Consider the following 26,740-nt stretch of genomic DNA (forward strand, 5'->3'; position numbering starts at 1 on the left):
ACTTTTAGGGGTCACTTCATAAGCTGTTCTTTTCCTATTGAATCGCTTTTACATACTCTGCAATCGCACGAACTTCCTGCTTAGATAACTGTGGCTTTTCTTCATATTGATGTTTATCTACGGCTTCCTCAATTGTTTTCGCACTACCATCATGTAAATATGGCGCTGTCGCCCACACACCTCGAAGTGTTGGAGGATCAAAAAAGCCTTTCTGCCGCTTATTTTGGAAAGCACCGCGTGCGTCACCATCATAGCCTGTATCCGTTTCATTTGCAGTTCCAATATTATAAAGGAAATTGGTATTGTTCGTTGTCAATTTTCCATTTTCATCTACAGCTTTTGTACTATTCGTTACATTCTCTCCGCCATGGCATGTTAAACAGTTTGCCTTTCCTTTAAACAATTGCTCTCCATCTTTGGCCATAGAAGTTAATGAGCCATCAGCTTGACGATACGGGCTCTCTGGTACTGGGAATGAATTAGGGTCATCCAAAAACGCCAACAGCGCATCATACATATGCTGAACATCTTTTGGAATCTCTTTTCCTGGATCCAATTCCATCATCCCACCCATTTCACCTTGTACAGTATGAATATAATCTGTAAAATCATCCCGTGATCCATCCCACATGAATAGACCCGTTTTAGTAGTTAAGACGTTACTTGGTACATTTCGTTTTCCCTTTGGTGTCATTAATGATAACCCATTAATTTCCCCATCACTATGACATGTCACACAACTCATCCAGTTGTTGCCGGTAATTGTTGTTGCATATTTATCGCTATTTCCACTATAAAAAATCTCTTTTCCTTCACGTACTAATTTTGATAAAGAATCTTTCTCGATTAATTTAACTGTATTCTTATCAGCTTTAACCTTTGCATATGAATCATCGCCACCTGTTTGTAAAAATGCCATATCATGACTCATCGCATTATGAACAGCCAACATATTTTCTTTCGGGAGTAAAATAATCCCCCTTGGATTACTTCCTGGAATACGTCTTACAATTTGTGTCGCATTGCCACCACGAGTTAAATCAAACATAACTAGATCTTCACTACCTGACATAACAACAAATGCCTTCGTCCCTTTTTCATTAAAGACTACATCATATGGATTAGACACAATCATTGTTTCATTTTTTGTATCTTTCACATTCATCGCTTCAAATAATTGCTTACGTTGTTTTGTAATTTCCTCGTCTTTTTCTAAATCAATAATTGAAACCGCTGGAAACACAGTTTCTTCAAAATGAATTGGTGTATCTGTATTCGTCAGCATATGTGGTACCCACGCTGTCTTACCATCTGGTGCAATTACAAATTGCTCTAATGTATTTGGAATTCCTTGACTCTTTTTACGATCTTCTTTATCTGGAGAAGCAGCAAGCGTAATTACCTTCTTTACTTTATTACTCTCTGTATCTACAACACTAATTTTCCCCTCTAAATAATGTGGCACATACAATTTTTTTCCGTCTTTTGTCATCGCTAACGTCCGTGGGCGGTCACCAATTTCAATCTTTTGGATTGTTTTTTTCTTTTCAATATCAATAACTGATACATTCCCTGAACGGAAATTCGATACGTACAATTTTGTCCCATCTGGATTTGTGACAATACCAAAAGGCTCTATTCCTGTTCCAATTCGATCAATCACTTTTTTCTTTTCTAACGATATAACATCTATCTTATTATCATACATACAAGAAACATATAATACCTTTTCATCCGGACTTATCGTTAATTGCCTCGGCTCTTTTCCAACTGGAATCTCTGACACTACTTTTCTACTTTTTGCATCTGTAACAGTTACTGTATTCACATCAATATTTGCTGTATAAATCCATTTACCATCTTTACTCGCTATAATATTATTGCTATGAACAGCGTCAGTACGCTTAACTTCTTTTCCTGACGTTTTCATTTCGCAACTAACAAACACACCAATACATAGGAGTAACACAACCGCCATAAACAAGCGCTTCATCATCTAACCCTTCTTTCTTTAGCCCTCTTTAAACAATATTCCTCGTCCTCTTGTATACCTAATAATTCACAATCAAATGGATAGATATTGACCTGAAAAATATTTCATACAATACTCGTCAATGAGTATCTCATTTTACCATACCCTTACTTCACAAAAACCGAACAAGCTTCTGCACTTGTTCGGTCTTAATACTATCATAAATTTACTTTTCTTTTTTCACTTCAACATTTACAAGAACCGGAGCAATACCGTTTTTACCATGTCCTGCTTGAATTTGTGGCACATTATCCTTATCGACATTTCCAAGATTCCCTTTTCTATAAACATCACCAGTATCCCAAAACTCACTTGTTTGCATTCCTTCTTTTAAAGATGGTCCATTGATTACTTGCTCATAAAAATCAACATAACGAGAAGTAATTACTTTTTGTTCTAATGAGTCATATTTCGTTTTATCTGCATCTGTGTTACTTAAATTTTGAAGTGCAACACGCAAAGCTGCTGATACACTACCAGCCGTATACGGTGTATATTTCATTTCACCTTTTTTCGTTTCATATGCATGTGCTTCTTCATTCCACATTTTACGATCAACTAAATCATATAGTTTACGAGCTTCCTCACGATACGTTTCATCTTTCGTCGCTAAAAAGGCCGCTGTTAACCCACGAATTGCGCCCAACTGTGCTTCTAATGTTACTGGTTCTTCATCTGCACCTTTACCGATTGTATAGCCATTTGCCATGAAACCATCTTTTGTTTTCATATTTTTCAATAAGAAGTCTGCTTGTGTCTTAATCATAGTAAGCGCACGTTTTCCTTCGTCTGTTTGTAAACCTTGTGCCTCTGCACCACTTGCATATCCTACTGGCATACCATCAATTGCACGTTGGAACATACGAAGTGCTTCTACCATATAACTTGCATCAAATGTATCGATTCGTTTTCCTTGCTCTGTTCCGCTGTGCTCTGTAACAAATGCTCCTGTTTCTTTATTATAGTGCATCGCTTCAATATTTTTAAATACATGGAGCATTACATCGCGATTTAAAGAATATGGATCATCGGCTTTTACATCATTGACCGCATCAAGATCTGTATTTTCTGGTGTCGCTTTGGCAAATGGTGCACCATCAAATGCTGCTTGGAAAGCTGGATTTACACTTTTATTATCAGGACGTTGATCCGTCATCCCAAAAAACTCTGCTGCTGGCCATAACATCATCCACTGATCGCGAAGCATACTACGCGCGTCTTTCACTTCTAAACCACCAGCTTTTGCAATTCCACCATTCTCTTCTTCATTTACTTTAATCTCATGTGGTAAATAAACAAGACCGTTATCTGGATTATATTTACTTCCCATTCCACTCGTTAATTGTTTTGCATTCGCATCATAAAATAGTCCGTCACGAATGTATGCAAGCTTATTCCAAATTTCTTCTGTGAGGATTACTCCTTGCATTCCATCTGCACTACTTTTCCCAAGACGAACATTTGCATCCTGGTCTTGTGTACTTGATGTTGCTTCTAACTCTTCATCTTTATCTAATGTATGGAAACCACCTAAAAAGTCTCCAGCCCACAATGTTTGTTTTAAAAATGCTGAACCGTATGCTGCTGGTGTTAGTATTTTATTCATCTTTGCACGATCCCAGCGTAATGTTTTAAAATCCATTTGGTACGCTGGTACATATGTTTTATCATCATTTTCTGCATAGACAGACGTGTCCACCTTTTTTGTATAGTGCGGATCACCGCCAGCATATTCCATAAATGTCGGATACATATTTGCAAATATTTCTTGACGCGGATATCCTACACTATCTGCCAATGTATAAAATCTATCCTCTAGCCAAGCAGGAACATCTTTATTTGCCTCTTTGGTCATTTTTTGTACAATTGGTGCATGAAGTAAATGCAGTCCAAGACCTGATTTTTCAACAACCTCGTACATTGCTTCTTCTGAATACTCATATGATTCAATTCCGGCTATATAATCAAATTTCGTTGGTTTATTTCGTTTTTGTGCGTCCAATAAATCTAAATCTAATCCTAACCCTTCCGCTAACGGCTCCCCAGACAATTCAAATTCTGTATACGCAAACATATTTGCTGCTGTATCAAACGAATAATCAGTCACCGGCACACGATATGTATTTTTATCTTTTGACGTTTCCTCTTTTTTCCCGGCACACCCGACTGATAGTAATAGTGAAGAAACAACAGCAACTGTCGTCATTACTTTCCATGGCTTTTTCATTCATTCCCGCTCCCTTAATTAACATTGATAACTATTATCAAATAAACGTTTTCATTATATTATTAAATTAATTTTTTGTAAACTTTAAATTTTCTCCAAAAAAACTCAAGAAAAGTATTGACAATGATAATGATAACCATTATCATTTATTACGAAGCCAACAATTGATGAATCAACCAAACGCTCAGTAACATTGTTACCCCTCTTTTTCCTATAGAAAAACACTGTACATTCCCCCTGTTTGTACAGTGTTTTTTCTTGTTACGTTTATTCAAATAAATTGAGTTGCTCCGGTTTTGGTTCACCATATGTAATATGCATCATCGTCATAAGCTGTTTTGCATTATCAGCAGCATCTCCGCCTGAATTATTGTTAAATAACACATATATATTCTTTGTCTTTTTTCGCAATATTTGTAGCCTTTCTACCCATTCCTCTAACTCTTTTCTATTATAACGATACAAACAGCGCACAGCTCGCCAATTTTCTCCTTTATCAAGCCACCCGTGAACATTTCGACCATGAAAACGAATTAAGGCCATTTCAGAATGCGTTGCTTCTAATACAAGTGGAACAGATCCAATGCCAGCTTGTGGTTCATCACAAATCGTATGAATCCATTCTTCCCGTTCTAAAAATTGTAATGTTTTCTCATACATATTAGGATGAAACCACGTTTGATTCCGGAACTCGATGGCACACGGTAATCCTTCCATCTTTTCTTTTGTATAACGAAGTAAATCCACATTTTTCTTCTGACAATCAAACCATGGTGGGTATTGAAATAATATCGTCTTTAATTTCTGCGCTTCTTGAAGCGGCACAATCGATTGTTTAAATGTTTCAAACATCTCTTCAACATTTGAAAATGGAATCTCGCCTTGCATATGTCCCGTCATCCCTTGATATGCTTTCACAACAAACGAAAAATCTTTTGGCGTTTTCCCAGCCCATTTCACATAATTTCGAACTGGTTGCATCGCATAAAATGAACTATCTACTTCAACAATCGGGAAATACTCACTATATGTTCGTAATTTATTTCTATTTTCATAGGAATTTGTATATAAAGAATCATGATCTCCCCATCCTGTTAATCCAATCGAAATCACCTTTTCCCCCTCCTTATCCTATTTCTATTAATCAATACACACCTAAATGAACGAAAAGAAATACCTAACAAAGTTTCAACTTTCTTCAAGAGTACCTTTATAAAATATGGTATACTAAATGGAAGAATTTTTAAATTGAGGAGTTATTTATTTATGATTCAAGAGGATACTACTTTATCTCATGAAAAGCAAATAAAGGAATTAGAGAGAAAAGTACAGTTTTATGAACAGTTGGTGAATCAATTACCGCATCATTTTACATACGAAAACTCACAACTAGGTTTACAATTACATAAAAAAGGGACATCTCATTCCATCAATCGTATAACAAAGGCAGAAATAGAATCAAGCTTTGTACTCACTTGCGATTCTTTATTTCTATTTGAACAACTTGAAAAGAACTTTGTTCATATTTTCGATGCATTTTCACACCATGTCACCTTTATTGACAATAAAGGCATAATCACATTATGTAATCAATCCGCAGCAGATGACTTCGGAATATCACGGAACGATATCGTTGGCCAACCAATTCAAAGATTATTAAACTTACCCGAAGAAAAAATTAAAGCTTTAGAAACATTAAGAAGCGGAAAAGAAACCTATAACGAAGAAGTATTAGATACAAACTATGGTATTTCTAATAACCGAATTATTCGTGACTATAATGGAGAAATTTTCCGTGTAATTAGTGTCTTTCATTATTTAAATACTGAACGAGATGCTGAAAAACTTGCATTAGCTGGTCGAATTGCAGCTGGAATCGCACACGAAGTTCGTAATCCTCTTACAACCGTACGTGGTTATTTACAGTTCTTACAAGAAGGTGTTTCACCTTCTAATAAAGAGCTTTTTCAAAATCTACTCATTCCTGAACTAGATCGTGCCAATAGTATCATTACGAAATTTTTATCTATTTCAAAAGCACATGAATTTAAAAGAGAGCCATTTCCCATCAATACCTTTTTGTGTGAATACATCCAACAACTTCTAGCTAGTGAAGTGTTTTTACATAACATTTCGATTGAATATCATTTATCCTCCGAGTTAGATGACATACTAGTAAATATCGATCGACATGAGCTCGTTCAAGTTTTCTTAAACTTATTTCAAAACGCTGTGGATGCAAAAAGTGATAAACCTTTATCTATTCAAATCACTAGTCATCGCCTAGATAATTTTGCTCGTATTACTTTCCAAGACAATGGAATCGGTATTCCGCCAGCAATCCAGGAATATATATTTGATCCTTTCTTCTCTACAAAAGATGCAGGAACTGGACTCGGATTATCGGTAACAAAAAAAATCATTCAAAATCACAATGGCACTTTAAAAGTTTCTAGTAATGAAAATGGTACAACTTTTATCATCTCCATCCCATTAGCACAAATAGGGACTAGCTTATAGCATTTTCTAAATAATCAGTGGGGCTTCCTCCCCACTGATATAACTAAATGAAAATATTCAAAATATACATGTTATAAATTTTTCAGCACACGTCCAAATTTCTTCATTCATGTTTTCCCCTAACCGGTATTCCTTTTCCTCTTTCATAGGAACACTACAAAACTTCATTAGATGACCTTTCTCTTCAATCCTTTCATTTTTTACCGAATTAATATAATCACTCCACCTGTAAAAACAATATCCACTTCATATACACAGTAAAAAATAAATAGCGGTTATCTATTTTTTTGACATATAAGTCATGACTATGAAAATAAAGTGAAACTTTAATCAGTGGGGGTCTTATTGCTCGTTAATAAGGGATAAAAAGAGATTCCCACTCGTTTTCTCCTTTTAGTTTCAAATAGCATGAGTAATTGGCCGCTTCTATGTATGGACGTATACTCTCTCCCACCTAAAATGAAAGGTTGTATCTCGTTTTTTCAATCTGTCTATATGTGAAATACTTAATCTCATTCTTTACGTTTCTTTACTTCAAATTTACTCTAGCTTAATGCTGGTTTTGTATGATAAATAACGAAGACAATGATATGAAAGAGGGATGAAAATGAAAGTCTTATTGTCAATACGCTTTTGGTTCGCTCTTATGTCATGCATCATTTTGTGTTCTGGGCTCTTTTTGACTTTAGAATACACTACTACATCAAAAGCAGCAGAAAATAATACTACAGTCCCTTATACGCTTCTATCTATACAACCACATACAATCCCCCTATCCGCTTCCTCTTCTAAAGAAAAAAGAGTTATTAAAGGAATGATGATTACAGCAGCTTCTTCTCACCAGGATTTGAATCAGATTGCAAAGGAAATTAAAGAAACATATAAAAACGAGAAAATTGATGAGATCCTATTATCGATCCACAATGAAAATACGGGAAAATACGAAGAAGACCTACCTTACGAGCCATTCAGTAAAGGAACAATTTCTATTATTTACGATTCAAAATCTCACTCTAACGCAATCATTCAACTCAACGAATAAAGTGAAACTTTATTCGTTGAGTTTTTTTATTCGCTTGATTATTAGCCCTCACCCACCATTCTCGCTTCCCAATGGATCTTACGGTGAGGATGTTACCGCTCATCAATACGGGATACATTTTTATTTTATAAAAACGCAAGGCCACTGAAAAACTTACGCTTTTCAGTGGCCTTATCACCATTCAATACTATTTATTTTTACCAAAACGGAATCCACTCTTTTACTTTATCAATCCACTCTGTCTGTTGTTCTTTTCTTAGTTTTTCTTCTTCTTGACGTTTCTTCTCTTCTTCTTTTCTTCTTTTTTCTGCTTCAATTGTCTTTAATTGTTTCGAATAATCTGCCTCTGAGATAAGTGACAACTGAAATGCTTTTTGGGTAGAATTTTCGGTAGCCTTTTGCATAATATCTCGAAACATTGTCGTTGTAATCTGACTACCACCTGGAACATAGTGTTCACTATCGGTTTTATCATATCCTACCCAAATTGCACCAACAAGATCCGGAGTATAACCAACAAACCACGAGTCTTTCGCTCCGCTGCTTGGACCATCCACTAGCTGAGTTGTTCCTGTTTTACCCGCAGTATCAATATTTTTCACTTTTGCTTTTTCGCCTGTTCCCTTTTCAACAACGCCCTTTAATAAATATGTCATTTTTTGAGCAATTTTCTCACTCGTTACACGGGTCTCTTTTTTATGCCATTTCCCTACTATTTCTCCCTCAGTATTCTGTATTTCACGAATTGCATGTCCTTCAACTTGTACGCCATCATTGGCAAATGTTGCATAAGCTTGGGCCATTACAAATGGAGAGGTTCCATTATGCATGCCCCCTAAAGCGATAGGAAGAGAATGGTCCTCCTCTTGAATTGGAATACCGAAACGTTCTAGTGAATTCAAACCTGTTTCTAATCCAATTTGTTCTAATAACCAAACAGCTGAGACGTTATACGATTTTGCAACTGCTTCATACATCGTAACATCCCCATGAAAAGCATGATCACTATTTTGAGGTGTATAATCCTTTATACTAAGTGGCTCATCTTTTAAAACATCATACACTTCATAACCTTGCTCTAGTGCTGGTACATATACAGCAAGAGGTTTTAATGTTGAACCTGGTTGTCTTTTCAGCTGCGTTGCATGATTAAATTGGAGGAATTGATACGTCCCTCTTCCGCCGACTAATGCAGGTACACCACCAGTTTTCGGATCCATGAGCACGATACCTGTTTGCAGCAACTGATCGGAACTGCTTCCTTTAAAGTAGCTATCATTGTTCACAACATCTTCTACCGCTTGTTGCTTTTTCGGATCGAGCTCTGTATAAATGCGATATCCACCAGCTAAAATTTCATTTTGTGTCAAGTCATATTTCTCCATTGCCTCTCGGACAATATAATCGACATATTGTGAATATTTCCCTTTGTATTTATCATCAACGCCTCGTCGCAAGACAAGTCCTGTTTCTTTTTCTTTTTTGTATTGATTTTCTGTAATATACCCTTGCTCTTTCATTAAGGCTAAAACAACATTCCGTCTTTCAATTGATTTATTAAAGTTTTTATATGGCGAATAAGTTGAAGGTGCCTTAATTAATCCTGCTAGCGTCGCTGCTTCTGCTATAGTTAAATCTTTTACGTCTTTATCGAAGTATGATTTTGCTGCTTTTTTTATCCCCCAAGCTCCTTCACCAAAATAAATTTGATTCATATACATTTCAATAATTTCATCTTTTGTATACGTGCGCTCTATCTTTTTAGTAAGAAAATACTCTTTAAATTTACGTGAGAAAGTACGTTCTTGTGTTAAAAATACATTTTTCGCAAGCTGTTGTGTAATTGTACTGCCACCAGCAACTACTTCTCCTGCTGTAATATTTTTAAATATAGCGCTCATAATCCCACTATAGTCGATACCATGATGACTAAAAAACTCTTTGTCCTCTACTGCTACAATCGCTTGCACCATAATATCAGGAATATCTTTTCTTTTAATTCCCTCTGTTTTTGAAGAAGACAGCTTTGCTGCCACTTCTTTATTTGCATCATAAATAATTGTTGGCTGCGGAACAGCTTGTTTTAATGCAGATATGTCTTGAATGGAGATGATTATATTTACTGCGATAAATAAAGTAACGAAAAAACCACCAAATATCAATAATGTATTGCGCAGTTTCTTCCTCTTGTTGAACCACTCAAGCGTTTTCTTGAAATGAGTGTTGTTCAATTTCATTTGTTCACTTCCTTCATTATGTTTACACTTTCGCTAGAAAAAGGAAGAAATACCCTCCTTTTAAATTTATTATAATAACGCAATAGTTCGTCAAGTGTAAAGGATTTCTTTCACATTCATACTTTTTGCAAGAAAAGGACATTCTACAAGTAAGATATTCATTATTGATTATTAATATTATTAATACATCAATGTAAGTTATGTTAAGTTTTTGTAAACTTTTCGATAAAATGTTTTAAAAAACGACAGTTTTTTGTTAGAATTGACTAGCCAATACATATATTACTTTTAGTGGGGGTAACAATAATGGTTTTTAAATCTAAAAAAGATAAATTTTCTGAAATGTTAATGAATGTTTCTGAAAATTTAAAAGAAGGCGCGCAATTTTTCGTGGAGTATAAAATTAAAAATGCTAGCGATTTAAAAGAATTTTCTATGCGCATGAAAGAATATGAGTCAAAAGGTGACACATTTATTCACGAAATCATTATGGAGCTAAATAAAGCATTTATTACTCCTATTGAACGTGAAGACATCCTGCAACTTGCAATGAGCATGGATGATGTACTAGACGGATTAGATCACAGTGCAGGTTTATTCGAAATGTATTCTATTACAGAGGCAGATGAATACATGATTAAATTTGTAGAAGCAATTAATCAATGTGCGATTGAAATTGCAAATTCCGTTGAACTGATGTCGAATAAAAAATTAGTAGATATTCGTACAAATGCAATAAAAATTAAGGATTATGAGTCACAGTGTGATGATATTCGTCGTCATGCGATTAAGCACTTATTCTCTCGTGAACAGGATCCAATTAAGATCATCCAGTACAAAGAAATTTACGAAGAGCTAGAAGAAGTTGCTGATAGCTGTCAAAGCGTTGCAAACGTATTAGAAACAATTATTATGAAGAACGCGTAAGGAGTTTGATCATGGATACACTCTTAATACTGACTGTTTTAGTAGTCATTTGCGCTTTAGCGTTTGACTTTATCAATGGATTTCACGATACAGCAAATGCTATTGCAACGGCTGTTTCAACGAAAGCTCTAAAGCCTAGACATGCAATTATCATGGCAGCTATTATGAACTTTTTAGGTGCAATGACATTTACAGGCGTAGCAAAAACGATAACAAAAGATATCGTTGACCCATTTGCCTTACCAAATGGTTCTGTTGTAATTTTAGCTGCTTTGCTTGCGGCAATAGCTTGGAATTTAATCACTTGGTACTATGGTATTCCAAGTAGTTCTTCGCATGCAATCATTGGCTCAATCGCAGGTGCAGCAGTTGCTGCTGCTGGTTTTAGCTCGTTAAATTTTAAAGGGTTCATAAAAATTCTTGAAGCTTTAATCATTTCACCCATTATCGCTTTTGTTATTGGTTTCATCGTATATAGTATTTTTAAAGTGGTCTTTAAAAACTTTAACTTAACGAAAACGAACAAGAACTTCCGTATATTCCAGATTTTCACCGCTGCATTACAAGCTTATACGCACGGTACGAATGATGCACAAAAAGCAATGGGAATTATTACGATGGCTCTTATGGCAAATAACTATCATACTTCTAGCGATATCCCGTTTTGGGTACAATTATCTTGTGCAATCGCAATGGGTCTTGGTACTTCCGTCGGTGGGTGGAAAATTATTAAAACTGTCGGTGGACAAATTATGAAAATTCGTCCTGTAAACGGTGTAGCTGCTGATTTATCATCATCTCTTGTAATTTTCGGAGCAACATTTATTCATTTACCAGTTAGTACAACGCACGTTATCTCTTCTTCTATTTTAGGGGTGGGTGCTTCACATCGTGTAAAAGGTGTAAAATGGGGAACTGCAAAGCGCATGTTAATTACATGGGTGATTACACTTCCAATTTCAGCTTCATTAGCTGCTCTATTCTATTACCTATTACATTTAATACTTTAATCAAAAGTCGCCTTCCTTATTTTTCTAGGAAGGCGACTTTTTTGTGAACAATCTTATTTCTTTTCAAAAAGTGTGTATAATGAATGTTGTATTAGTTATACAGAGGAGTTGGCAATTTTGGAATACATCATGTTACTTTTCATTGGATTAATCGCAGGAACAGTCGGAAGTCTAGTAGGACTTGGTGGAGGAATTATCATCGTACCTTTACTGATCGGACTACATAGTCTATCACCACAACTCGCAGTTGGAACATCAATTGTGACCGTAGTTTTCACCGGTCTCTCCTCTACTCTTACTTATATGAAACATAAGCGAGTAGATTATAAAAGTGGACTTATTTTATTTATAGGGAGCGGTCCTGGAGGAATTATTGGATCGTGGGCAAACAAATTTTTAAATCAAGATTCTTTCTCTTTATACTTTGGGATTTTTCTTATTTTTGTATCTATCCTTCTCATGTTACGTGATAAATTGAAACCTCTTTCCCTCTCAAATGCAACTGTGATTAAACGATCTTTTACAGATGCTGAAGGTAATACTGTTCATTATCAGTTCCCACCGTTTCTTTCAATTATTATCGCATTTGTAGTTGGTTTCATATCTGGATTATTTGGGATTGGTGGCGGTGCATTGCTCGTTCCAGCAATGATGCTTCTTTTTGCATTTCCCGCACAAATCGCTGTTGCAACTTCCATGTTTATTGTCTTTCTATCAGCGATTGTAAGTTCTTTGACTCATATCTCTCTTGGCAATGTTAGCTGGGTTTATGCATTAGTTCTTATTCCAGGCGCTTGGATTGGTGGGAAAATCGGAGCTTATATTAATACAAAATTAAGTGGTAATGCAATTATTAACTTATTACGTATTACATTAATGATCCTTGGAACTAGACTAATCATTAGCTCTTTCCTATAACGCGTTCTTTTTGGAATGCGTTTTTTCATACACATGAATATAAAAACATTCCTAAAATTAAACCTAATACCGTACACACACTTAACAACATCATATTTGAAATTCGTAACTTATCCAAGTTGATCACCCCTATAGCTGCGACTATTACCCTTATGATAACGAAAAAACAGAGGATTTGCTGTTACAAACTGCTAACAATGCCGAAGCAATTATTACAAATTGTATCTATTTATTGCATTTTATTGTATATTCTATCGATTCAACAAAAAAAGATGTCATATTGACATCTTTTTAGTGAAGGAGTGACCACCCCATAAAATCTTCATGTACTTGACGTGCTCGTTTATCATTTCTATCATACAATTCAGCGTAACTATCCGTTTCTTCGTCATAAGCCATTGTATAAATAATTTGACCATCTATTTCAACTGATAGAACGACTCCACCCTTCATCTCTTCCACATGTATGACGGCATTAGCTGGAATTCTCATATCAGTCATTTTCGCATCTAACAATATACTAAACCCCCTACAGCGTATTCATTGCTAGTACTATTACACACTAAATAGTATACTACTGTAATAGCATACATTTCGTCAACAAAATTACTGTTTTCTAAGCTTTTCTGCCCTTAATATGAATACATTTAATACAAACACACATATATCAGGTAAAATGAACAAATAGGAATACTTAAATGAGGTGCTAACATTGATTCTACATAAAGGGGATATATTATTTCGACAAGGTGAAGAAGGGCCTTTGTACTTTATTAAAACAGGCCTATTAAAAGTCATTCGATTACAAGAAGACGGTACACCATTTTTATTTAACATTATCGTTCCTGGTGAGACAATTCCTCACCACTCTTTAATTTCACCGAAAGAATACCATGGTACAGCAATTGCTTTAATTAAAACGGAGGTTGAACCTATTACAGGAACTGTATGGTACGAACAATTACAAGAGAACCCAGAGTTATATGCTAATATCGCCATGCAGCTTCAAACAAAATTACGTATGATGCAACAGCGAATTGATCAATTAACAACTGTTTCTCCAAAAGAGCGCCTCCATCGTTTGCAAGAATGGTTCTCACTATATTTAGATGGAGTCCCTATCTATGAAATATTAACACAAACAGAAATTGGTCAACTTATCGGCATACGTCGTGAAACAGTAAATCGCTTATTAAGAGAACAAATAAAAAACGAGGTGAACTAACACCTCGTTTTTTATTTGTTTATGCCAAGCTTGCTGCCGGTCCGAAAAATTCATAATGAATGTGTTCAGGGGCAACTTCCCATTCTACTAAAGCCTTATTAACATGCTTCATAAATGGTACTGGGCCACAGAAGTAAAAGTCTGCTTCATTTGTAGGAATAATAGATTGTAACCACTCTAAATCAACAAAACCTTCTTTATCAAAGTTTTTTGCTTCTAAATCTTGTTCTGTCGGTGAAGAGTAACAAGTGTATGCTTCTACTTGTTCATAATCGCGCTCTACTTGCTGTACATGTGCTTTCATCGCATGTACATGACTATTTAATGCTGCATGGACAAAGTATACGTTACGACTTGAATCTTGCTTAATTAATGTATTTAACATACTCATCATTGGTGTAATACCGACGCCACCACTGATTAATACAACTGGTAAGTTTGAATCCATATTTAATACAAAATCTCCTGCCGGTGCACTTAGCGGTAAAATATCTCCTTCTTGTACATGATCGTGTAAATAATTAGATATCTTCCCATCCGGTGTCTCTGAAGCTGTCTCTCGTTTCACACTGATACGATAGTAATCTTTTTCAGGTGCGTCTGATAAACTATACTGACGATTATGTGTATACGTTTCACCATTTATATTTATTTGAACCGTTACATACTGACCTGGTAAAAATGAAGATAATTCCCTTCCATCTTCTGGTTTTAAATAGAACGATGTAATTACGTCACTTTCTTTCTCTTTTTTCACTACAACAAAGTTACGGAAATCTTTCCAACCGCCTTCTTTTTCCGCTGCTTCGTCGTACATTTCCGCTTCAATACTAATAAATGCATCAGCAATCACACCATATGCTTCTCCCCAAGCGTCCAATACTTCTTGCGGCGCATTTGCCACCTCTTTAATCGCCTGTAATAAGCATTTCCCTACAATTGGATAGTGCTCTGCTTTAATTCCTAAACTTCTATGTTTATGACCAATTTGTTTTACAACAGGAATAATAGTTTCTAAATTATCAATATACGTTGCTGCTGCATACACTGCACTTGCTAATGCCTGTTGCTGTCTGCCGATTTTCTGATTTGTATGGTTAAAAATATTTAATAGTTCAGGGTGCTCTGAAAACATAATTTGATAAAATCGTGTTGTAATTTCAACACCTTTTTCTTGTAATAATGGTACTGTTGATTTTACAATTTCAATTGTTTTTGCACTTAACATTATATCCCACTCCTCTATTTCCTTTTATATTGTTATTGTAAACGAAGCAAAGATGGAAGGTTGTGATTTTAATCACTATAAGCATGGTGCTTTTGTGAAAAATGTATGAACGATTTCCATTTACCCTTCATTACGTACACCCATTTCATATACACTTTTCCTATATTCCCCAAAAAACAATAAGCTAACCAAAATAGGTTAGCTTACGACTGAGATTGCAGAGCTTGTTCAATTACTTGTACATCTTTTCCATCTCCAAACTCTGTATATCCCCATATATTTGTTTCACCTGTATATTTATTTACTAAGATATCCAAGTCATGATAAACACGATGTGCATAAACAACATATTCAATATTTTTGCTCTCTATACCCTTTTTCAATATGTCATAACTTCGTCTCACATCTCGTTTTATCTTCTCATTTTTTATTTCTGTATGTACACTTTTCAAAGCAGGTTCCTGTTGTTGAAACCACTGTAAGAGTTGATCCCAATCTCCTGCTGTATATCTTTCGGCCTTGCCATAATTTAAAAAGTTGTTATAACTTTCATGTGTCGAACGAATAAATTCTAAAACTTTTTTCTTCTCCCTCGCATCTTCTACCGATGGCATTGCAGAAATTCCCGCTGGTTTACTTGCATAGTATAAAAACACTTTCATTAAACTATAACTTGCAAGTCCCATTATAATAATCGTTCCTAGTATCCCTACAATTTTCTTCATTCACCAAACTCCTTTTCTACTATGAATATTACATCTATTTCTATATATTGTTATATCTGTAACATTCTCTTGTAGAAGCAGAATTCCTCCGTAAATACTTCTTGCCATTTCGACACATTTTTTCTACATATTTCGATTTGGTAAGTGTTCTTGTAAAATGATATATCCTTCATAAGCAGTATAGCCCAGTATCACAAGTAAACCAATATAACAAACAAATACTGTCCATTTTGTTTTTGTATCAATTTTATAATAGTCTTCTTGTTGTTGCTTCTCTTTTTCCCATTTGTTCATTTTTCTCTCTGATACTTCTAAAGCTTCTGTTATACGAATGGTATGCTCCTCTTTTTCATCTTCATATGGTACATAGTCAAGTGGTTCAAATTTTTTGAGTATATATTCTATTACTTCCATCTTTTGACGTTCTCCGGTTTTTAATTGATTCTCCCTCTCTCTTTGTCTTAGCAAATTCATTTCATGATGAATCATGTAGATTTTTCGGTGAACCGCTTCTGTTTCTTGGAATTCTTCTTGGAATTTTGCAAGGTATGCTCTCATTACATCTACTTTATATCCTAATTCTTCAATTGGTTTATTTCGCTTCATTACCCTATATAATTCCATACAACCGACTATAAAGATAAATCCACCCATAATACTCTTAAAGAAAATAGAATAGCCGAGTAATATAGCTAGACCTAACATCCAAATTTTTGTACTTACAGCAGAAATAATTCGTCCCCCATCTAATGGTGAAACTGGAATTAGGTTAAAAAAGTTCAATATACTTCCAAGTAAAATAACAAGAGCCCAAAAAGGTTCCCCTGTTATGATATAAAGCGGAATTGCTGGTAAAAATGACAGCAATCCAAAAAGAGGACCCATATAAGCAATATAAGCTTCATCCTTGGCGTTTTTTGGCATCTCCTTCATTCCAATAAGAGCACCCATAAATGGAATGAAAATCGCTGGAGATGTAGGTATACCTTTTCGTTTCGCTGCCCACAAATGTCCCATTTCATGAACAAAAAGCAGATAAATCAGTGCTACACCAAATTTCCATCCATATATAGTGGCATATGCTCCAAGTGATAATAGCATACTAAATACTGTTGAAAATTTTGCGAATTTAAAAATCGCAAATACCCATTTTAACTTAGAAAGTAAAAATATTCCTACTGCAGCTACAATTCCCCATAATCCTTTTTTATTATTTTTCATACCTCTCTCCTTCCTCTTTTTTCTCCATTATGCCATATTTTTTTCTTTTATTGGAAACTACGTTTATTTCATCCAATTTTAGCCAAAACTAATAACGAAAGGAGGTAGAAAAAATGAAATTACAATCTTTCATGATTAGCGCAGTTTCTTTTTTAGCTTCAGCACTAATCTTTTATACCGTTGGCTATGTGTTACTATTAGATTTCTTACCAAAGCATCTCTTTATTATCTTTATTATTCTTTCTGCTCTTATGATTTCCTATCTTATTACACGAAAATCACTAAATGAGCCATCTACGAAAACAAAATAATAGAGTGAACCATTTCGGTTCACTCTATTATCATTTCCTAGGAAAATTTTTCTCTACCTTTGCAAATTCATTTTTTCACCATAATCTTTTACAATTTGAATAATATTTTGAAATGTGCCTACTGTTTCTTTTTTATGATTTAATACTTGTAAATTATAATTATCATAGTAACCTTCTAATGCTTTTATTTGAGAAGCTGATGCGTTCTCTATTGGTACACCAATACTTACTTCGTATTGTTTATATCCCTCTTTCACTTTCTCACCTTTCATTATTTCACTTGTTTTACTTCCAATCACTTGTTGTACTTTAGCAGGAAAAGTTAATTGAAAATAGTATTCTCCTTCTTTTTCCAATGTTTTATATAAAGAATCCGAAATTGTATAAAATACCGTATAATTTATGTTCTTTTCATTTGTTTTAATGTGAAAAGCGGTAATTTGCAAATCCTTTTTTGTCACCTCTGTTAATACATTCACTTTTGCACCATCACTTGTTGATTCCGGAGCTATCGGGAGTATAGATAAGAGTTGTTCAGTATCAGGTTTGGTAAGCATATACATACCTTTTTCATCTTGTAGCCAACCTCGTCGATCTTCTCCTCTTAACCATGCACGATACGTTTTCTTCTTTCCATTGTTCTCAATTTGAATTTCATACTCTGGCTCTCCAAAATCCCCTGTTACTTGTTGCTTTTCAGCCTTATTTATGATATTCACTACTTTTTTTGCTTCCTCTTGTTTTAAAACCTTTTCAACCTTTCCTTTCTGTATAATTGTTACTTGTATACTTTCTTGTTCTTGCATAGAGTTCACCGTCTCTTCTACTTGTTTTTTCTCTTTTTTTTGTTCAACTTGGCTACACGATGCTAATAAAAAAATGAATAGGATTAATAAATATGTTCTACTCACTCCAAATCCTCCTATCTAGAACAATAAGAAAACCTTATTGTTCTTGAAATTAAAACAAAAACGTTATGTACGATGAAATGAGATATACTAAACACGAAGGGAGGTTTTCATATGCCTATTAATTTTCATGATTCTAATAATAAATACACCTATGCTGCGCGAAGTACAGATATTTCTTGGCGTAAAATGATCCAAAGTATAATTAATGTAAGCGGCAAAAATATAGCCGATATTGGCTGTGGCGGTGGTATTTATACAAAAGAACTTTCACTTATGGGAGCCAATACTATTGTCGGCCTTGATTTTTCAAAAGAAATGTTACAAGCTGCTAGAGAGAATTGTGCTTCTTTCCAAAACATCTCATTCATTCACGGCGATGCTCACCATATGCCATTTGCTGATGCAACTTTTGACATTGTAATTTCTCGTGCTGTTATTCATCATCTACAAGACATCCCAACATTTTTACAAGAAACCTCACGTATCTTAAAGAAAAATGGAATACTGATTCTTCAAGATCGCACCATTGAAGATTGTACAATTCCCGGCACCCTAGAACATATTCGTGGTTATTTCTTCTCCGTCTATCCAAAACTCATTCAAATAGAGGAGAGACGAAGACCAAAAACAATACGCATACAACAACTAATAAAACAAAGCGGAATGCATCCCCTTCCCCTCCAAACAATGTGGGAAGTTCGAAAAATCCATACTTCTATTGAAGCATTACTACAAGATTTATCACCACGAACAGGTCGATCTATTTTATACGAATTAACGGATAATGAACTTTCTCACCTTCTACATCATATTCATACTGAACTACACAACATAGCTCCAATTATCGAACAAGATCGCTGGACCATTTGGAGTGCCACAAAATCTTAAGAAAGCCTCACATAATTTTGTGAGGCTTCTTTCATAACCTAATTTTGCAACACTCTTGATATCCTCCACTTCTGGCCTGTGCACTTCCACACTTTGAACACACTAAATATCTAGATTGACTTGCCAACAACCTGCCTTTTTGAAAGAGTAACACTTCTGCTTGTTTAAACGAACGTGCATAATATAACCATATGAAACCACAAATTACTATAATTCCAAACAATATACCCATCGCAAGCATTTCCGTCACCTCTTTTTGGTTTGTTCTTTCCAGCAAGTGGATTGTAGTATTATTCTCTATCGATAAAAAAAACTCCTGCCTTCCCACCACAAATGTCATATTTATCAAAAAACTTTACATTTTCCTCTATACTTTTACTTACTTTTTACAAAAGATTCTCCCCCACTTCTCATACAATAAAGTGAAACTTCCCACGAATAGTAAGATAAACCCGCAATCAGCCAATAGACATCCAAAACATAAAATATGTTTAATAGAGGAGTGTTAATATGAACTATTTCCTATTACTCCCTTTTCTTATCAAACTGATTTTTTCCGCTCTATTCTCTCCTTCTCTACCTACCGACGTATCTGTGCAAATTCTTGGTCTTAATGATTTTCACGGTCAATTAAATACCACTTCAACACTGCATGGTAAATCTGTAGGACGCGCCGATTACCTAGCTGCTTATATTCAATCTTACCGCGATAAGAACCCTAACACCTTACTTGTTCATACAGGAGATATGATTGGCGGGAGCCCTCCGATTTCAGCACTTTTTCATGATCAGCCAACAATGGAGTTTTTAAATCATCTTCAATTTGATGTTGGCACATTAGGAAACCATGAATTTGATAAAGGCCCGGTCGCTCTGACAGAACTAATTAGTGGTGAAACTACCATACAAACAAATTCATTTTCAGGTAGTTCGTTTCCCTATATATGTGCAAATGTTTTAGATCGTAATACACAGCAACCTCTCTTCCCTCCCTATACAATTAAGTGGATTGATGGTATTCCGATTGCCTTCATTGGTGTTATCACAAAAGATACTCCATATCTAACCATGTATACCAATATGTCTTCTGTCCTTTTTTTGGATGAAGCTTCTTCCATTAATCACTATGTACACCAACTACAACAAAAAGGTATTCATGCATTTGTTATTCTCGCTCATCTTGGCGGCAATACAACAGGTAGGAACACACATGGCGCTTTAGCTGATTTAGCAAATCAGTTAGATAATGACGTTGACATTCTATTCGGTGGACATAGCCACTCTTATATAAATGGAAAAACAAACGGAAAACTACTCGTTCAAGCATATTCATATGGAAAAGCCCTTTCAAATGTCTCTGTTACATTAAATCGTAAAACGAAAGATATTACGAAAAAAGATGCAACGATTGTCCCAATCTATCAACATGCAATTTCTCCAGATTTACATACAAAAAACTGGATAGATTCTTACGCCTTAAAAATTCAAGCTAAAGCAGATGAACAACTTGGAGTAACCGAATATGAATTAACAAGAGAGCAAAATGCCCACGGCGAATCTAAATTAGGAACTCTCGTTGCAATAGCTCAGCGTCAAACTATGCAAGCGGATATTTCCCTCGTAAACCCTGGAAGTATCCGGCATAATTTGCAAAAAGGAAAAGTTACTTGGGAAGATACTTTCCTCATACAACCGTTCGGTAATCCATTAATTAAAATGGATTTGTCTGGGCAAGAAATCCGAAATGTCTTGCAAGAGCAATGGAAAGATGAAACTCGTATGCTACAAATCTCAGGTATTCGCTATACTTGGAAAAATAACATCGTCCAGAACATTTTCTTAGAGGATGGAACGCCATTACGCAATGATCAAATCTACTCTGTTGTCGTCAATTCTTTTTTAGCAAATGGCGGTGATAAATTTATGACATTTAAATTGGGAAAAAATCGTACCCAAGGCCCGACAGACCAAGAATCTTTTGCAAATTATATTCGCTCTATTTCTCATATAGATACATTCCCACAAAATTTTATTCAAAAAATCTATTGACTTTATGAAAAAAACATGTGAAAATACTGTCAGAATACTTGAACAAAATTCATTGAAGAGAACGAGTACGTTATAGGGCTGTTCCCCAGAGAGTTGGCATTTTGCTGAAAGCCAATGTTCAGTGCGTAACCGAAAATCATCTCCGAGAAGTAGAACCGAACGATGTAGTAAGTTCTTACCGGCTGTCCCCCGTTACAAGGAACACGTATCATGTTGTACGTTGCAGAGCCGTATACATATAGAGATATTTCTACATGTATGAACTAGGGTGGTATCGCGGGTAAATATAACTCGTCCCTTTTTAGGGGCGAGTTTTTTGTGTTCTTACGAATGAATTTTATAAAAGGAGGAAAAACAATGAACACTGTATCAAAAAAACATATTTTTTTCACAGGTCTTATGCTATTTTCTTTATTTTTTGGAGCAGGTAATTTAATTTTCCCTCCAATGCTAGGACAAAATGCAGGTGAACACTTTTGGCCAGCCATGTTTGGATTTTTACTAACCGGAGTGGGATTACCACTATTAACTGTTATCGCAATCTCTCTTTCAGGTAACGGAATGCAGCAGCTTGCAAGCCATGTTCACCCAATATTCGGAATCTTCTTTACCGTTGTGGTCTATATCGCAATTGGTCCATCTATGGGAATTCCACGTGTTGCAAACGTTGCATACGAGATGGGTGTAAGTTCCTTTTTACCAGCAGATATTCGCACTAGCGGATTAGCATTATTTACTTATACTGTTGTTTTCTTTGCCATCGTATATTGGCTTAGCTTGAACCCTTCTAAATTAGTAGCTCGTATCGGAAATGTATTAACACCTATCTTATTACTTTCTATTTTCTTTTTATTTATAAAAAGTGTGTTTACACCACTTGGGGAATCAGGTCCAGCAATGCAAGAGTATCAAACTTCTCCCACTTTCAAAGGATTTATGGAAGGTTATTTAACAATGGATACGATTTCAGCACTCGCATTTGGGATTATCGTTGTGAACTCCATTCGCTCACAAGGTGTAAAGGATCGCAAAACCATTGCAATCGCTACTACAAAAGCAGGACTGATTGCAGCTATAGGGCTCGTACTCGTATATGGAGCGCTTGGCTGGTTAGGTGTAACAAGTGTTTCACTTGGATACGCCAAAAACGGTGGGCAATTACTTACAGTAATTGTTCAACAATTATTTGGCTCCTATGGTCTTTCTTTATTAGCAGTTATTGTTACACTTGCTTGTTTAACAACATGCGTCGGGCTTGTATCAGCATGTAGCCAATATTTCTCAACCTTATTTACAAAATTTTCATACAAAACTTTAGCAAGTATAATTTGTGGATTAGGACTTCTAGTAGCAAACTTAGGATTAACAAAAATCATTGCGATTTCTGTACCCGTTTTACTTGTTGTATATCCAATTGCCATCGTACTTGTACTCTTATCGCTACTCCATAAATATTTCGGTGGTTATCGCTCCGTTTACGTCGGTGCTTTAATTGGAGCTGCAGCCGTAAGTATATTTGATGGATTAAAACAAGGAAACGTACCTGTTACATCCATTACTTCTTACTTTGAATTTATTCCACTATATAATGAAGGAATCGGCTGGTTCTTACCAGCACTTGCTGGAGCAATGATCGGTCTTGTCATTGCAAAATTACAGGGAGCGAAACCTGTACCATTAATAGAAGATTCCTCTGAACGTAAAGCGTCCTAAAAAAACTCCCATTTCGGGAGTTTTTTTACATTTGGTAAGTAGTATGACTAAAACTACTTACTTTATATACTTTTGTATAATATTCAAGGTTGGTATCCACCGTTTCTACTTTTACAACATCATAGCAATCTTCTTTTTTAACTAAAAATAGATAATATTCCTCTGTAGCCTCAATGATCGCAATACAATCTGTATCAACTTCATATTGTTCACGAAGTGCTTGCAACATATTTACATACTTCTCTAACTTTTTCGTTTTTCCCCATTTCAAATATCGTTTGCACTAATATACACTATCTCCCCCTTGTATGTACTGTCTCTAATTAAATGATAACGCTTTCAAAATAGTGCGTCAACAAAGAAAAACTTCCACCCATAGCACAAATTATACATAGTGGAAGTTTCCTCTTATTTCGTTAATTGATGCCTGAACGCATAAATTACCGCCTGTGTACGATCACTTACATTCAATTTATTTAAAATATTACTTACATGCGTCTTCACTGTTTTGAGCGCAATAAATAGCTCATCTGCAATCTCCTGATTACTTTTACCTTCCGCAATTAACATTAGGATTTCAAACTCTCTTTCTGTTAAATCTTCATACAACGGTTGCTCTTTCTTTTGGCGCATACGAGACATCATTTTCCCAGTAACCTTCGGCTCAAGTACTGTTTCCCCATCATAAGTCGCTCGCACTGCATCAGCAATATCACTTGCTCTTGATGTTTTTAATAAATAACTTGTTGCCCCGGCTTCAATGACAGGATATAATTTTTCATCATCTAAAAAACTCGTTACCACTACAATTTTCGCTTCAGGCCATTCTTGAATAATAGCACGTGTTGCCTCAACGCCATCCATTTCATCCATAACAAGATCCATTAAAATAATATCGGGTCTTAATTCTAACGCTAGTTCCGAACCTTTTCTCCCATTTTCCGCTTCACCAACTACCTCAATATCCGGTTGCGTTGATAAATATGCTGATACACCCATCCGTACCATCTCATGATCATCAACAAGCAATACTTTAATCATACTTCTCCCCCTCTCTCTATCATAATTGGTACTTTCACTTCAATTTGTGTACCTTTCTTTGGAAAACTAAGTACTTTCAATGTTCCACCAATTTCATGAACCCGTTCTTGAATAGACCTTAGACCGTATGATCCCGCTTTATTAACCCCTACTTCAAATCCAACACCATCGTCAATAATTTTCAAAATCGCATATTGATCAATTTGACGAAGACGCACTTCTGTTTTCTTTGCCTTTGCATGTCGTAAAGTATTAGATAAAGCCTCCTGTACAATGCGGAATAAATGATCTTCGACACCCTTTTTCAATTGAATAGGTTCAATCAACCATTCTATCTTCATATGTTGTTTTCTAGAAAGCTCTGTTAACAATTCTTCTATACCTTCTGTTAACTTTTTCCCTTCTAATTGTACAGGACGTAAATGCAGAAGTAATGCTCTCATTTCCGATTGCGCATTCACAACCATATTTTCCACAAGTTGCAATTGTTTTTTCGTTGTTTCTGGCATATGATCTACCTGTTCATTAATTGCTGACATCATCATAGACATTGCAAAAAGCTGCTGACTCACTGAATCATGCAGTTCCCTTGCTAATCGATGTCTTTCCTGTGAAATCGCTTCTTGTCTCATTTCTTCATTCCAATTAGCTCGTTCATTCGTTACCTTTTGAAATAGCCCGGCCTGTTCCTCTAATCTTCGGGCAAGCGCAATTACTTTTCGCTCTACTTCATGAAATTCATCTTCTGCAGTAAATGAAACATCCTTTGGGAAATTCCCACGCTCTACTTCAAACAAGAAAGTATTTAAACCTTGGATACGTTGCTGCATATAATAGCCAATCGCATACCCTACAATTCCGCCCATAAGAAGACTTGTGCTTATAATTAACAAGCCAATTGGAACAGAAGCAATGGACTCTTTCCATAATAAATCATATACACCTTGTCCGCTCTTCCATACATATACAACTGTACAAATAAGTGCAATACTGACAGAAGATAACATAGAATAACGAATGTACATCCATGAAATATTTCCTTGCTTTTTCATTATACTTTCCTCACTTCCGTATCGCCTACGACAAGCGAAGAAATAATTTTAATACGTCGTGGAGCTTCTTTGTACTGCTCTGTCTTAAACGTAACATTTCGATTAAAACCCGTTTCTTCATGTCCTGGAAGAAACACTCTACCCATGATAACAGAATGGTTTAAAGATAGTTCAATATCATATGGAACATACAAACGAATATTACCAATAACACCACGAATAACAATAACTGTTTCTCCTTCAGGAATCATTGCCGTCGTCAAATCAATTTCAACATCACCGACTCCGTACTGGACATTAATATCTTCTAGTTCATAAATATGGTCCATCATTCTAATGTTACCAACCATTATATTCTTAAGGTACGGCTCTGTGCGATAGATTTGTTTTTCTTCGTCTATATATCCTTTTTCCTTAATTTCTACTTGTATAGTTTTCGGTTTCTGCTGCCCTTGAATAAGCTGATAACCGATAAAAGCTAAGCAAGCAACTACAACGAGCACGAATGCTGCTGATGAAAATAGGAAGAATAAAAAAACAATTCCGCCGACAAATAAAAATACATTCCCTCTCACATATCGATTCTTTTTCCGATAATGTCTTCCGAACATAATCATAATAAATGCAAAGATAAGAGCGCCTGGTTCAAAATGCCCGAGAACCATATCAAGAAAAAGACCAAATCCAAATATGATGAGGAGCATCCCCACTAGTTGTGATTTTGAAAATTGGTTCTTCATTTCAGCTCCCCTCCTCCTTGTTACATATACAATAGAAGAAAAGGTATTGCTTACCAACACCTTTTCTTCTATCACTATATCATAAGCACGTTTTATAATGTACTACAATTATTTTATTACCTCTTTGTCTAAAGATACTTCATTTTTTTCTTTCATTTCACGCTCAAGTTTCGCAATTTTCATATCAAATGTATCACGTTCATGATCTTCATTCATACGAAGCTCTAAATTACGAATATGATCTTCAATTTCTTCAAAACGTAAGAACGGATTATTCTCATCCATTTTATGAAGAGCTGTATTCATACGGCGGTTCGCATGTGCCATATTTTCGCGAGCCATTAATTCCATGCGCTTTGCATTCATTTCTTTCAGCTTATTTTTCATTTCAGAAAGGCGGCGTTCTAACTCATCAATTTGTTCTACTACACCTGCATACATTTCTTCTAGACGAGCAACTTGCCCTTCGTAATATGCTACTTCTTCTAAAGCACGTTCATGTAGTTGCAACTCTCCAGCTTCTTGTGCAATAATAGCTTGTTTTGATCTCTTATTTACGAAATAACGAGCTTGCTCAAGTTCACGAGCAAAGTTAGATTTTAATGTTTTATGACGCTCGATTAATTTTTCAATTTTTGTTACTTCACGCTCACTATCACGTAAGTATTGGTTTAACATAGCGATTGGATTTTTTCTTTCTTTCTCATCTAAAACATTATGAAA

The 26,740-nt window shown here is 35.4% G+C and carries 24 protein-coding genes, 1 pseudogene and 1 other annotated feature; of the genes and pseudogenes, 10 read left to right on the forward strand and 15 right to left on the reverse strand.

The window, feature by feature from the left end; translation table 11 throughout:
- Positions 1 to 34: 34 nt before the first annotated feature.
- The 3 genes from CN373_RS16340 to CN373_RS16350 all read right to left on the reverse strand — a co-directional run bounded on the left by CN373_RS16340 (position 35) and on the right by CN373_RS16350 (position 5,372).
- Positions 35 to 1,996 carry a beta-propeller fold lactonase family protein gene (locus CN373_RS16340; protein WP_002056230.1) on the reverse strand — a complete coding sequence of 654 codons (1,962 nt, stop codon included), beginning with the start codon at positions 1,994 to 1,996 and terminating at the stop codon, positions 35 to 37.
- Positions 1,997 to 2,198: 202 nt separating this feature from the next.
- Positions 2,199 to 4,259 (reverse strand): hypothetical protein, encoded by a 2,061-nt coding sequence (locus CN373_RS16345; RefSeq protein ID WP_000743447.1) that lies wholly within the window; start codon positions 4,257 to 4,259, stop codon positions 2,199 to 2,201.
- 267 nt (positions 4,260 to 4,526) lie between these two features.
- Complete coding sequence (locus CN373_RS16350) at positions 4,527 to 5,372, reverse strand: DUF72 domain-containing protein (protein ID WP_000623436.1); 846 nt, start codon at positions 5,370 to 5,372, stop codon at positions 4,527 to 4,529.
- A 153-nt stretch (positions 5,373 to 5,525) separates the two neighbouring features.
- Between CN373_RS16350 and CN373_RS16355 the strand changes: the two genes are divergently transcribed.
- Both CN373_RS16355 and CN373_RS16360 read left to right on the forward strand, forming a co-directional pair.
- A complete protein-coding gene (locus CN373_RS16355; protein WP_000613884.1) occupies positions 5,526 to 6,779 on the forward strand; it encodes an ATP-binding protein in 1,254 nt (417 codons plus the stop codon).
- A gap of 607 nt (positions 6,780 to 7,386) precedes the next feature.
- A complete protein-coding gene (locus CN373_RS16360; protein WP_000866327.1) occupies positions 7,387 to 7,821 on the forward strand; it encodes a hypothetical protein in 435 nt (144 codons plus the stop codon).
- 197 nt (positions 7,822 to 8,018) lie between these two features.
- On the opposite strand, the gene CN373_RS16365 is transcribed toward CN373_RS16360, so the two are convergent.
- The gene (locus CN373_RS16365) at positions 8,019 to 10,058 is read right to left on the reverse strand and encodes a transglycosylase domain-containing protein (RefSeq protein ID WP_098359735.1); all 2,040 of its coding nucleotides are present in this window, start codon (positions 10,056 to 10,058) and stop codon (positions 8,019 to 8,021) included.
- A 306-nt stretch (positions 10,059 to 10,364) separates the two neighbouring features.
- Between CN373_RS16365 and CN373_RS16370 the strand changes: the two genes are divergently transcribed.
- The 3 genes from CN373_RS16370 (at position 10,365) to CN373_RS16380 (ending at position 12,913) form a co-directional block, all read left to right on the forward strand.
- A complete protein-coding gene (locus CN373_RS16370; RefSeq protein WP_000231453.1) occupies positions 10,365 to 10,985 on the forward strand; it encodes a DUF47 domain-containing protein in 621 nt (206 codons plus the stop codon).
- Positions 10,986 to 10,996: 11 nt separating this feature from the next.
- On the forward strand, positions 10,997 to 11,995 hold the full coding sequence (locus CN373_RS16375; RefSeq protein WP_000380269.1) for an inorganic phosphate transporter: 999 nt from the start codon (positions 10,997 to 10,999) through the stop codon (positions 11,993 to 11,995).
- Between the two features lie 117 nt (positions 11,996 to 12,112).
- A complete protein-coding gene (locus tag CN373_RS16380) occupies positions 12,113 to 12,913 on the forward strand; it encodes a sulfite exporter TauE/SafE family protein (RefSeq protein WP_000455749.1) in 801 nt (266 codons plus the stop codon).
- A 291-nt stretch (positions 12,914 to 13,204) separates the two neighbouring features.
- On the opposite strand, the gene CN373_RS16390 is transcribed toward CN373_RS16380, so the two are convergent.
- Positions 13,205 to 13,429 carry a hypothetical protein gene (locus tag CN373_RS16390; RefSeq protein ID WP_000882912.1) on the reverse strand — a complete coding sequence of 75 codons (225 nt, stop codon included), beginning with the start codon at positions 13,427 to 13,429 and terminating at the stop codon, positions 13,205 to 13,207.
- 196 nt (positions 13,430 to 13,625) lie between these two features.
- On the opposite strand from CN373_RS16390, the gene CN373_RS16395 reads away from it, so the two are divergent.
- Positions 13,626 to 14,138: a Crp/Fnr family transcriptional regulator gene (locus tag CN373_RS16395; protein ID WP_098359736.1), complete on the forward strand. Its 513-nt coding sequence runs from the start codon at positions 13,626 to 13,628 to the stop codon at positions 14,136 to 14,138.
- 19 nt (positions 14,139 to 14,157) lie between these two features.
- Here CN373_RS16395 and hmpA read toward each other — a convergent pair whose 3' ends face one another.
- The 3 genes from hmpA to CN373_RS16410 form a co-directional block, all read right to left on the reverse strand.
- Positions 14,158 to 15,366, reverse strand: coding sequence for an NO-inducible flavohemoprotein (hmpA, locus tag CN373_RS16400; RefSeq protein ID WP_000947345.1), 1,209 nt, complete (start codon positions 15,364 to 15,366; stop codon positions 14,158 to 14,160).
- Between the two features lie 203 nt (positions 15,367 to 15,569).
- A complete protein-coding gene (locus CN373_RS16405) occupies positions 15,570 to 16,091 on the reverse strand; it encodes a hypothetical protein (protein ID WP_000724872.1) in 522 nt (173 codons plus the stop codon).
- 123 nt (positions 16,092 to 16,214) lie between these two features.
- Entirely contained in the window at positions 16,215 to 17,312 is a 1,098-nt protein-coding gene (locus CN373_RS16410; RefSeq protein ID WP_000794511.1) for a site-2 protease family protein, read from the reverse strand.
- A 113-nt stretch (positions 17,313 to 17,425) separates the two neighbouring features.
- Here CN373_RS16410 and CN373_RS16415 point away from each other — a divergent pair, with 113 nt between their 5' ends.
- Positions 17,426 to 17,623 carry a hypothetical protein gene (locus CN373_RS16415; RefSeq protein ID WP_000776281.1) on the forward strand — a complete coding sequence of 66 codons (198 nt, stop codon included), beginning with the start codon at positions 17,426 to 17,428 and terminating at the stop codon, positions 17,621 to 17,623.
- Between the two features lie 53 nt (positions 17,624 to 17,676).
- Here CN373_RS16415 and CN373_RS16420 read toward each other — a convergent pair whose 3' ends face one another.
- Positions 17,677 to 18,534, reverse strand: a complete 858-nt coding sequence (locus CN373_RS16420; RefSeq protein ID WP_000091875.1) for a hypothetical protein — start codon at positions 18,532 to 18,534, stop codon at positions 17,677 to 17,679.
- Between the two features lie 111 nt (positions 18,535 to 18,645).
- Between CN373_RS16420 and CN373_RS16425 the strand changes: the two genes are divergently transcribed.
- Positions 18,646 to 19,422 carry a class I SAM-dependent methyltransferase gene (locus CN373_RS16425; protein WP_001122128.1) on the forward strand — a complete coding sequence of 259 codons (777 nt, stop codon included), beginning with the start codon at positions 18,646 to 18,648 and terminating at the stop codon, positions 19,420 to 19,422.
- Positions 19,423 to 19,453: 31 nt separating this feature from the next.
- On the opposite strand, the gene CN373_RS16430 is transcribed toward CN373_RS16425, so the two are convergent.
- Positions 19,454 to 19,663 carry a hypothetical protein gene (locus CN373_RS16430; RefSeq protein ID WP_000880619.1) on the reverse strand — a complete coding sequence of 70 codons (210 nt, stop codon included), beginning with the start codon at positions 19,661 to 19,663 and terminating at the stop codon, positions 19,454 to 19,456.
- 269 nt (positions 19,664 to 19,932) lie between these two features.
- On the opposite strand from CN373_RS16430, the gene CN373_RS16435 reads away from it, so the two are divergent.
- Both CN373_RS16435 and brnQ3 read left to right on the forward strand, forming a co-directional pair.
- A complete protein-coding gene (locus CN373_RS16435) occupies positions 19,933 to 21,471 on the forward strand; it encodes a bifunctional metallophosphatase/5'-nucleotidase (RefSeq protein ID WP_098359737.1) in 1,539 nt (512 codons plus the stop codon).
- Positions 21,472 to 21,514: 43 nt separating this feature from the next.
- Positions 21,515 to 21,773 (forward strand) — a binding site (T-box leader).
- 55 nt (positions 21,774 to 21,828) lie between these two features.
- Positions 21,829 to 23,184: a branched-chain amino acid transport system II carrier protein BrnQ3 gene (brnQ3, locus tag CN373_RS16440; RefSeq protein ID WP_098359738.1), complete on the forward strand. Its 1,356-nt coding sequence runs from the start codon at positions 21,829 to 21,831 to the stop codon at positions 23,182 to 23,184.
- Between the two features lie 25 nt (positions 23,185 to 23,209).
- Here the strand turns inward: brnQ3 and CN373_RS16445 are convergent.
- The 5 genes and pseudogenes from CN373_RS16445 to CN373_RS16465 form a co-directional block, all read right to left on the reverse strand.
- Positions 23,210 to 23,450: pseudogene (locus tag CN373_RS16445) on the reverse strand (DUF3992 domain-containing protein).
- A 142-nt stretch (positions 23,451 to 23,592) separates the two neighbouring features.
- Positions 23,593 to 24,225: a response regulator gene (locus CN373_RS16450; protein ID WP_000598705.1), complete on the reverse strand. Its 633-nt coding sequence runs from the start codon at positions 24,223 to 24,225 to the stop codon at positions 23,593 to 23,595.
- Positions 24,222 to 25,277 (reverse strand): sensor histidine kinase, encoded by a 1,056-nt coding sequence (locus CN373_RS16455; RefSeq protein WP_000743895.1) that lies wholly within the window; start codon positions 25,275 to 25,277, stop codon positions 24,222 to 24,224. The genes CN373_RS16450 and CN373_RS16455 overlap by 4 nt, the downstream gene beginning before the upstream one ends.
- The gene (gene liaF, locus CN373_RS16460; protein ID WP_000795735.1) at positions 25,277 to 26,017 is read right to left on the reverse strand and encodes a cell wall-active antibiotics response protein LiaF; all 741 of its coding nucleotides are present in this window, start codon (positions 26,015 to 26,017) and stop codon (positions 25,277 to 25,279) included. Before liaF ends, CN373_RS16455 begins: the two co-directional genes overlap by 1 nt.
- Positions 26,018 to 26,125: 108 nt before the next feature.
- The coding region (locus tag CN373_RS16465; RefSeq protein WP_098359739.1) for a PspA/IM30 family protein at positions 26,126 to 26,740 on the reverse strand (615 nt) is incomplete at its 5' end.

Source organism: Bacillus cereus (assembly GCF_002561295.1).
GTDB classification, from domain to species: domain Bacteria; phylum Bacillota; class Bacilli; order Bacillales; family Bacillaceae_G; genus Bacillus_A; species Bacillus_A cereus_S.

What these genes read in the sequence shown, in the direction of transcription:
- CN373_RS16340 (WP_002056230.1), bottom strand. Translation starts at nt 1,996, where the DNA reads ATGATGAAGCGCTTGTTTATGGCGGTTGTGTTACTCCTATGTATTGGT.
- CN373_RS16345 (WP_000743447.1), bottom strand. Translation starts at nt 4,259, where the DNA reads ATGAAAAAGCCATGGAAAGTAATGACGACAGTTGCTGTTGTTTCTTCA.
- CN373_RS16355 (WP_000613884.1), top strand. Translation starts at nt 5,526, where the DNA reads ATGATTCAAGAGGATACTACTTTATCTCATGAAAAGCAAATAAAGGAA.
- CN373_RS16360 (WP_000866327.1), top strand. Translation starts at nt 7,387, where the DNA reads ATGAAAGTCTTATTGTCAATACGCTTTTGGTTCGCTCTTATGTCATGC.
- CN373_RS16365 (WP_098359735.1), bottom strand. Translation starts at nt 10,058, where the DNA reads ATGAAATTGAACAACACTCATTTCAAGAAAACGCTTGAGTGGTTCAAC.
- CN373_RS16370 (WP_000231453.1), top strand. Translation starts at nt 10,365, where the DNA reads ATGGTTTTTAAATCTAAAAAAGATAAATTTTCTGAAATGTTAATGAAT.
- CN373_RS16375 (WP_000380269.1), top strand. Translation starts at nt 10,997, where the DNA reads ATGGATACACTCTTAATACTGACTGTTTTAGTAGTCATTTGCGCTTTA.
- hmpA (WP_000947345.1), bottom strand. Translation starts at nt 15,366, where the DNA reads ATGTTAAGTGCAAAAACAATTGAAATTGTAAAATCAACAGTACCATTA.
- CN373_RS16405 (WP_000724872.1), bottom strand. Translation starts at nt 16,091, where the DNA reads ATGAAGAAAATTGTAGGGATACTAGGAACGATTATTATAATGGGACTT.
- CN373_RS16410 (WP_000794511.1), bottom strand. Translation starts at nt 17,312, where the DNA reads ATGAAAAATAATAAAAAAGGATTATGGGGAATTGTAGCTGCAGTAGGA.
- CN373_RS16415 (WP_000776281.1), top strand. Translation starts at nt 17,426, where the DNA reads ATGAAATTACAATCTTTCATGATTAGCGCAGTTTCTTTTTTAGCTTCA.
- CN373_RS16425 (WP_001122128.1), top strand. Translation starts at nt 18,646, where the DNA reads ATGCCTATTAATTTTCATGATTCTAATAATAAATACACCTATGCTGCG.
- CN373_RS16430 (WP_000880619.1), bottom strand. Translation starts at nt 19,663, where the DNA reads ATGCTTGCGATGGGTATATTGTTTGGAATTATAGTAATTTGTGGTTTC.
- CN373_RS16435 (WP_098359737.1), top strand. Translation starts at nt 19,933, where the DNA reads ATGAACTATTTCCTATTACTCCCTTTTCTTATCAAACTGATTTTTTCC.
- brnQ3 (WP_098359738.1), top strand. Translation starts at nt 21,829, where the DNA reads ATGAACACTGTATCAAAAAAACATATTTTTTTCACAGGTCTTATGCTA.
- CN373_RS16450 (WP_000598705.1), bottom strand. Translation starts at nt 24,225, where the DNA reads ATGATTAAAGTATTGCTTGTTGATGATCATGAGATGGTACGGATGGGT.
- CN373_RS16455 (WP_000743895.1), bottom strand. Translation starts at nt 25,277, where the DNA reads ATGAAAAAGCAAGGAAATATTTCATGGATGTACATTCGTTATTCTATG.
- liaF (WP_000795735.1), bottom strand. Translation starts at nt 26,017, where the DNA reads ATGAAGAACCAATTTTCAAAATCACAACTAGTGGGGATGCTCCTCATC.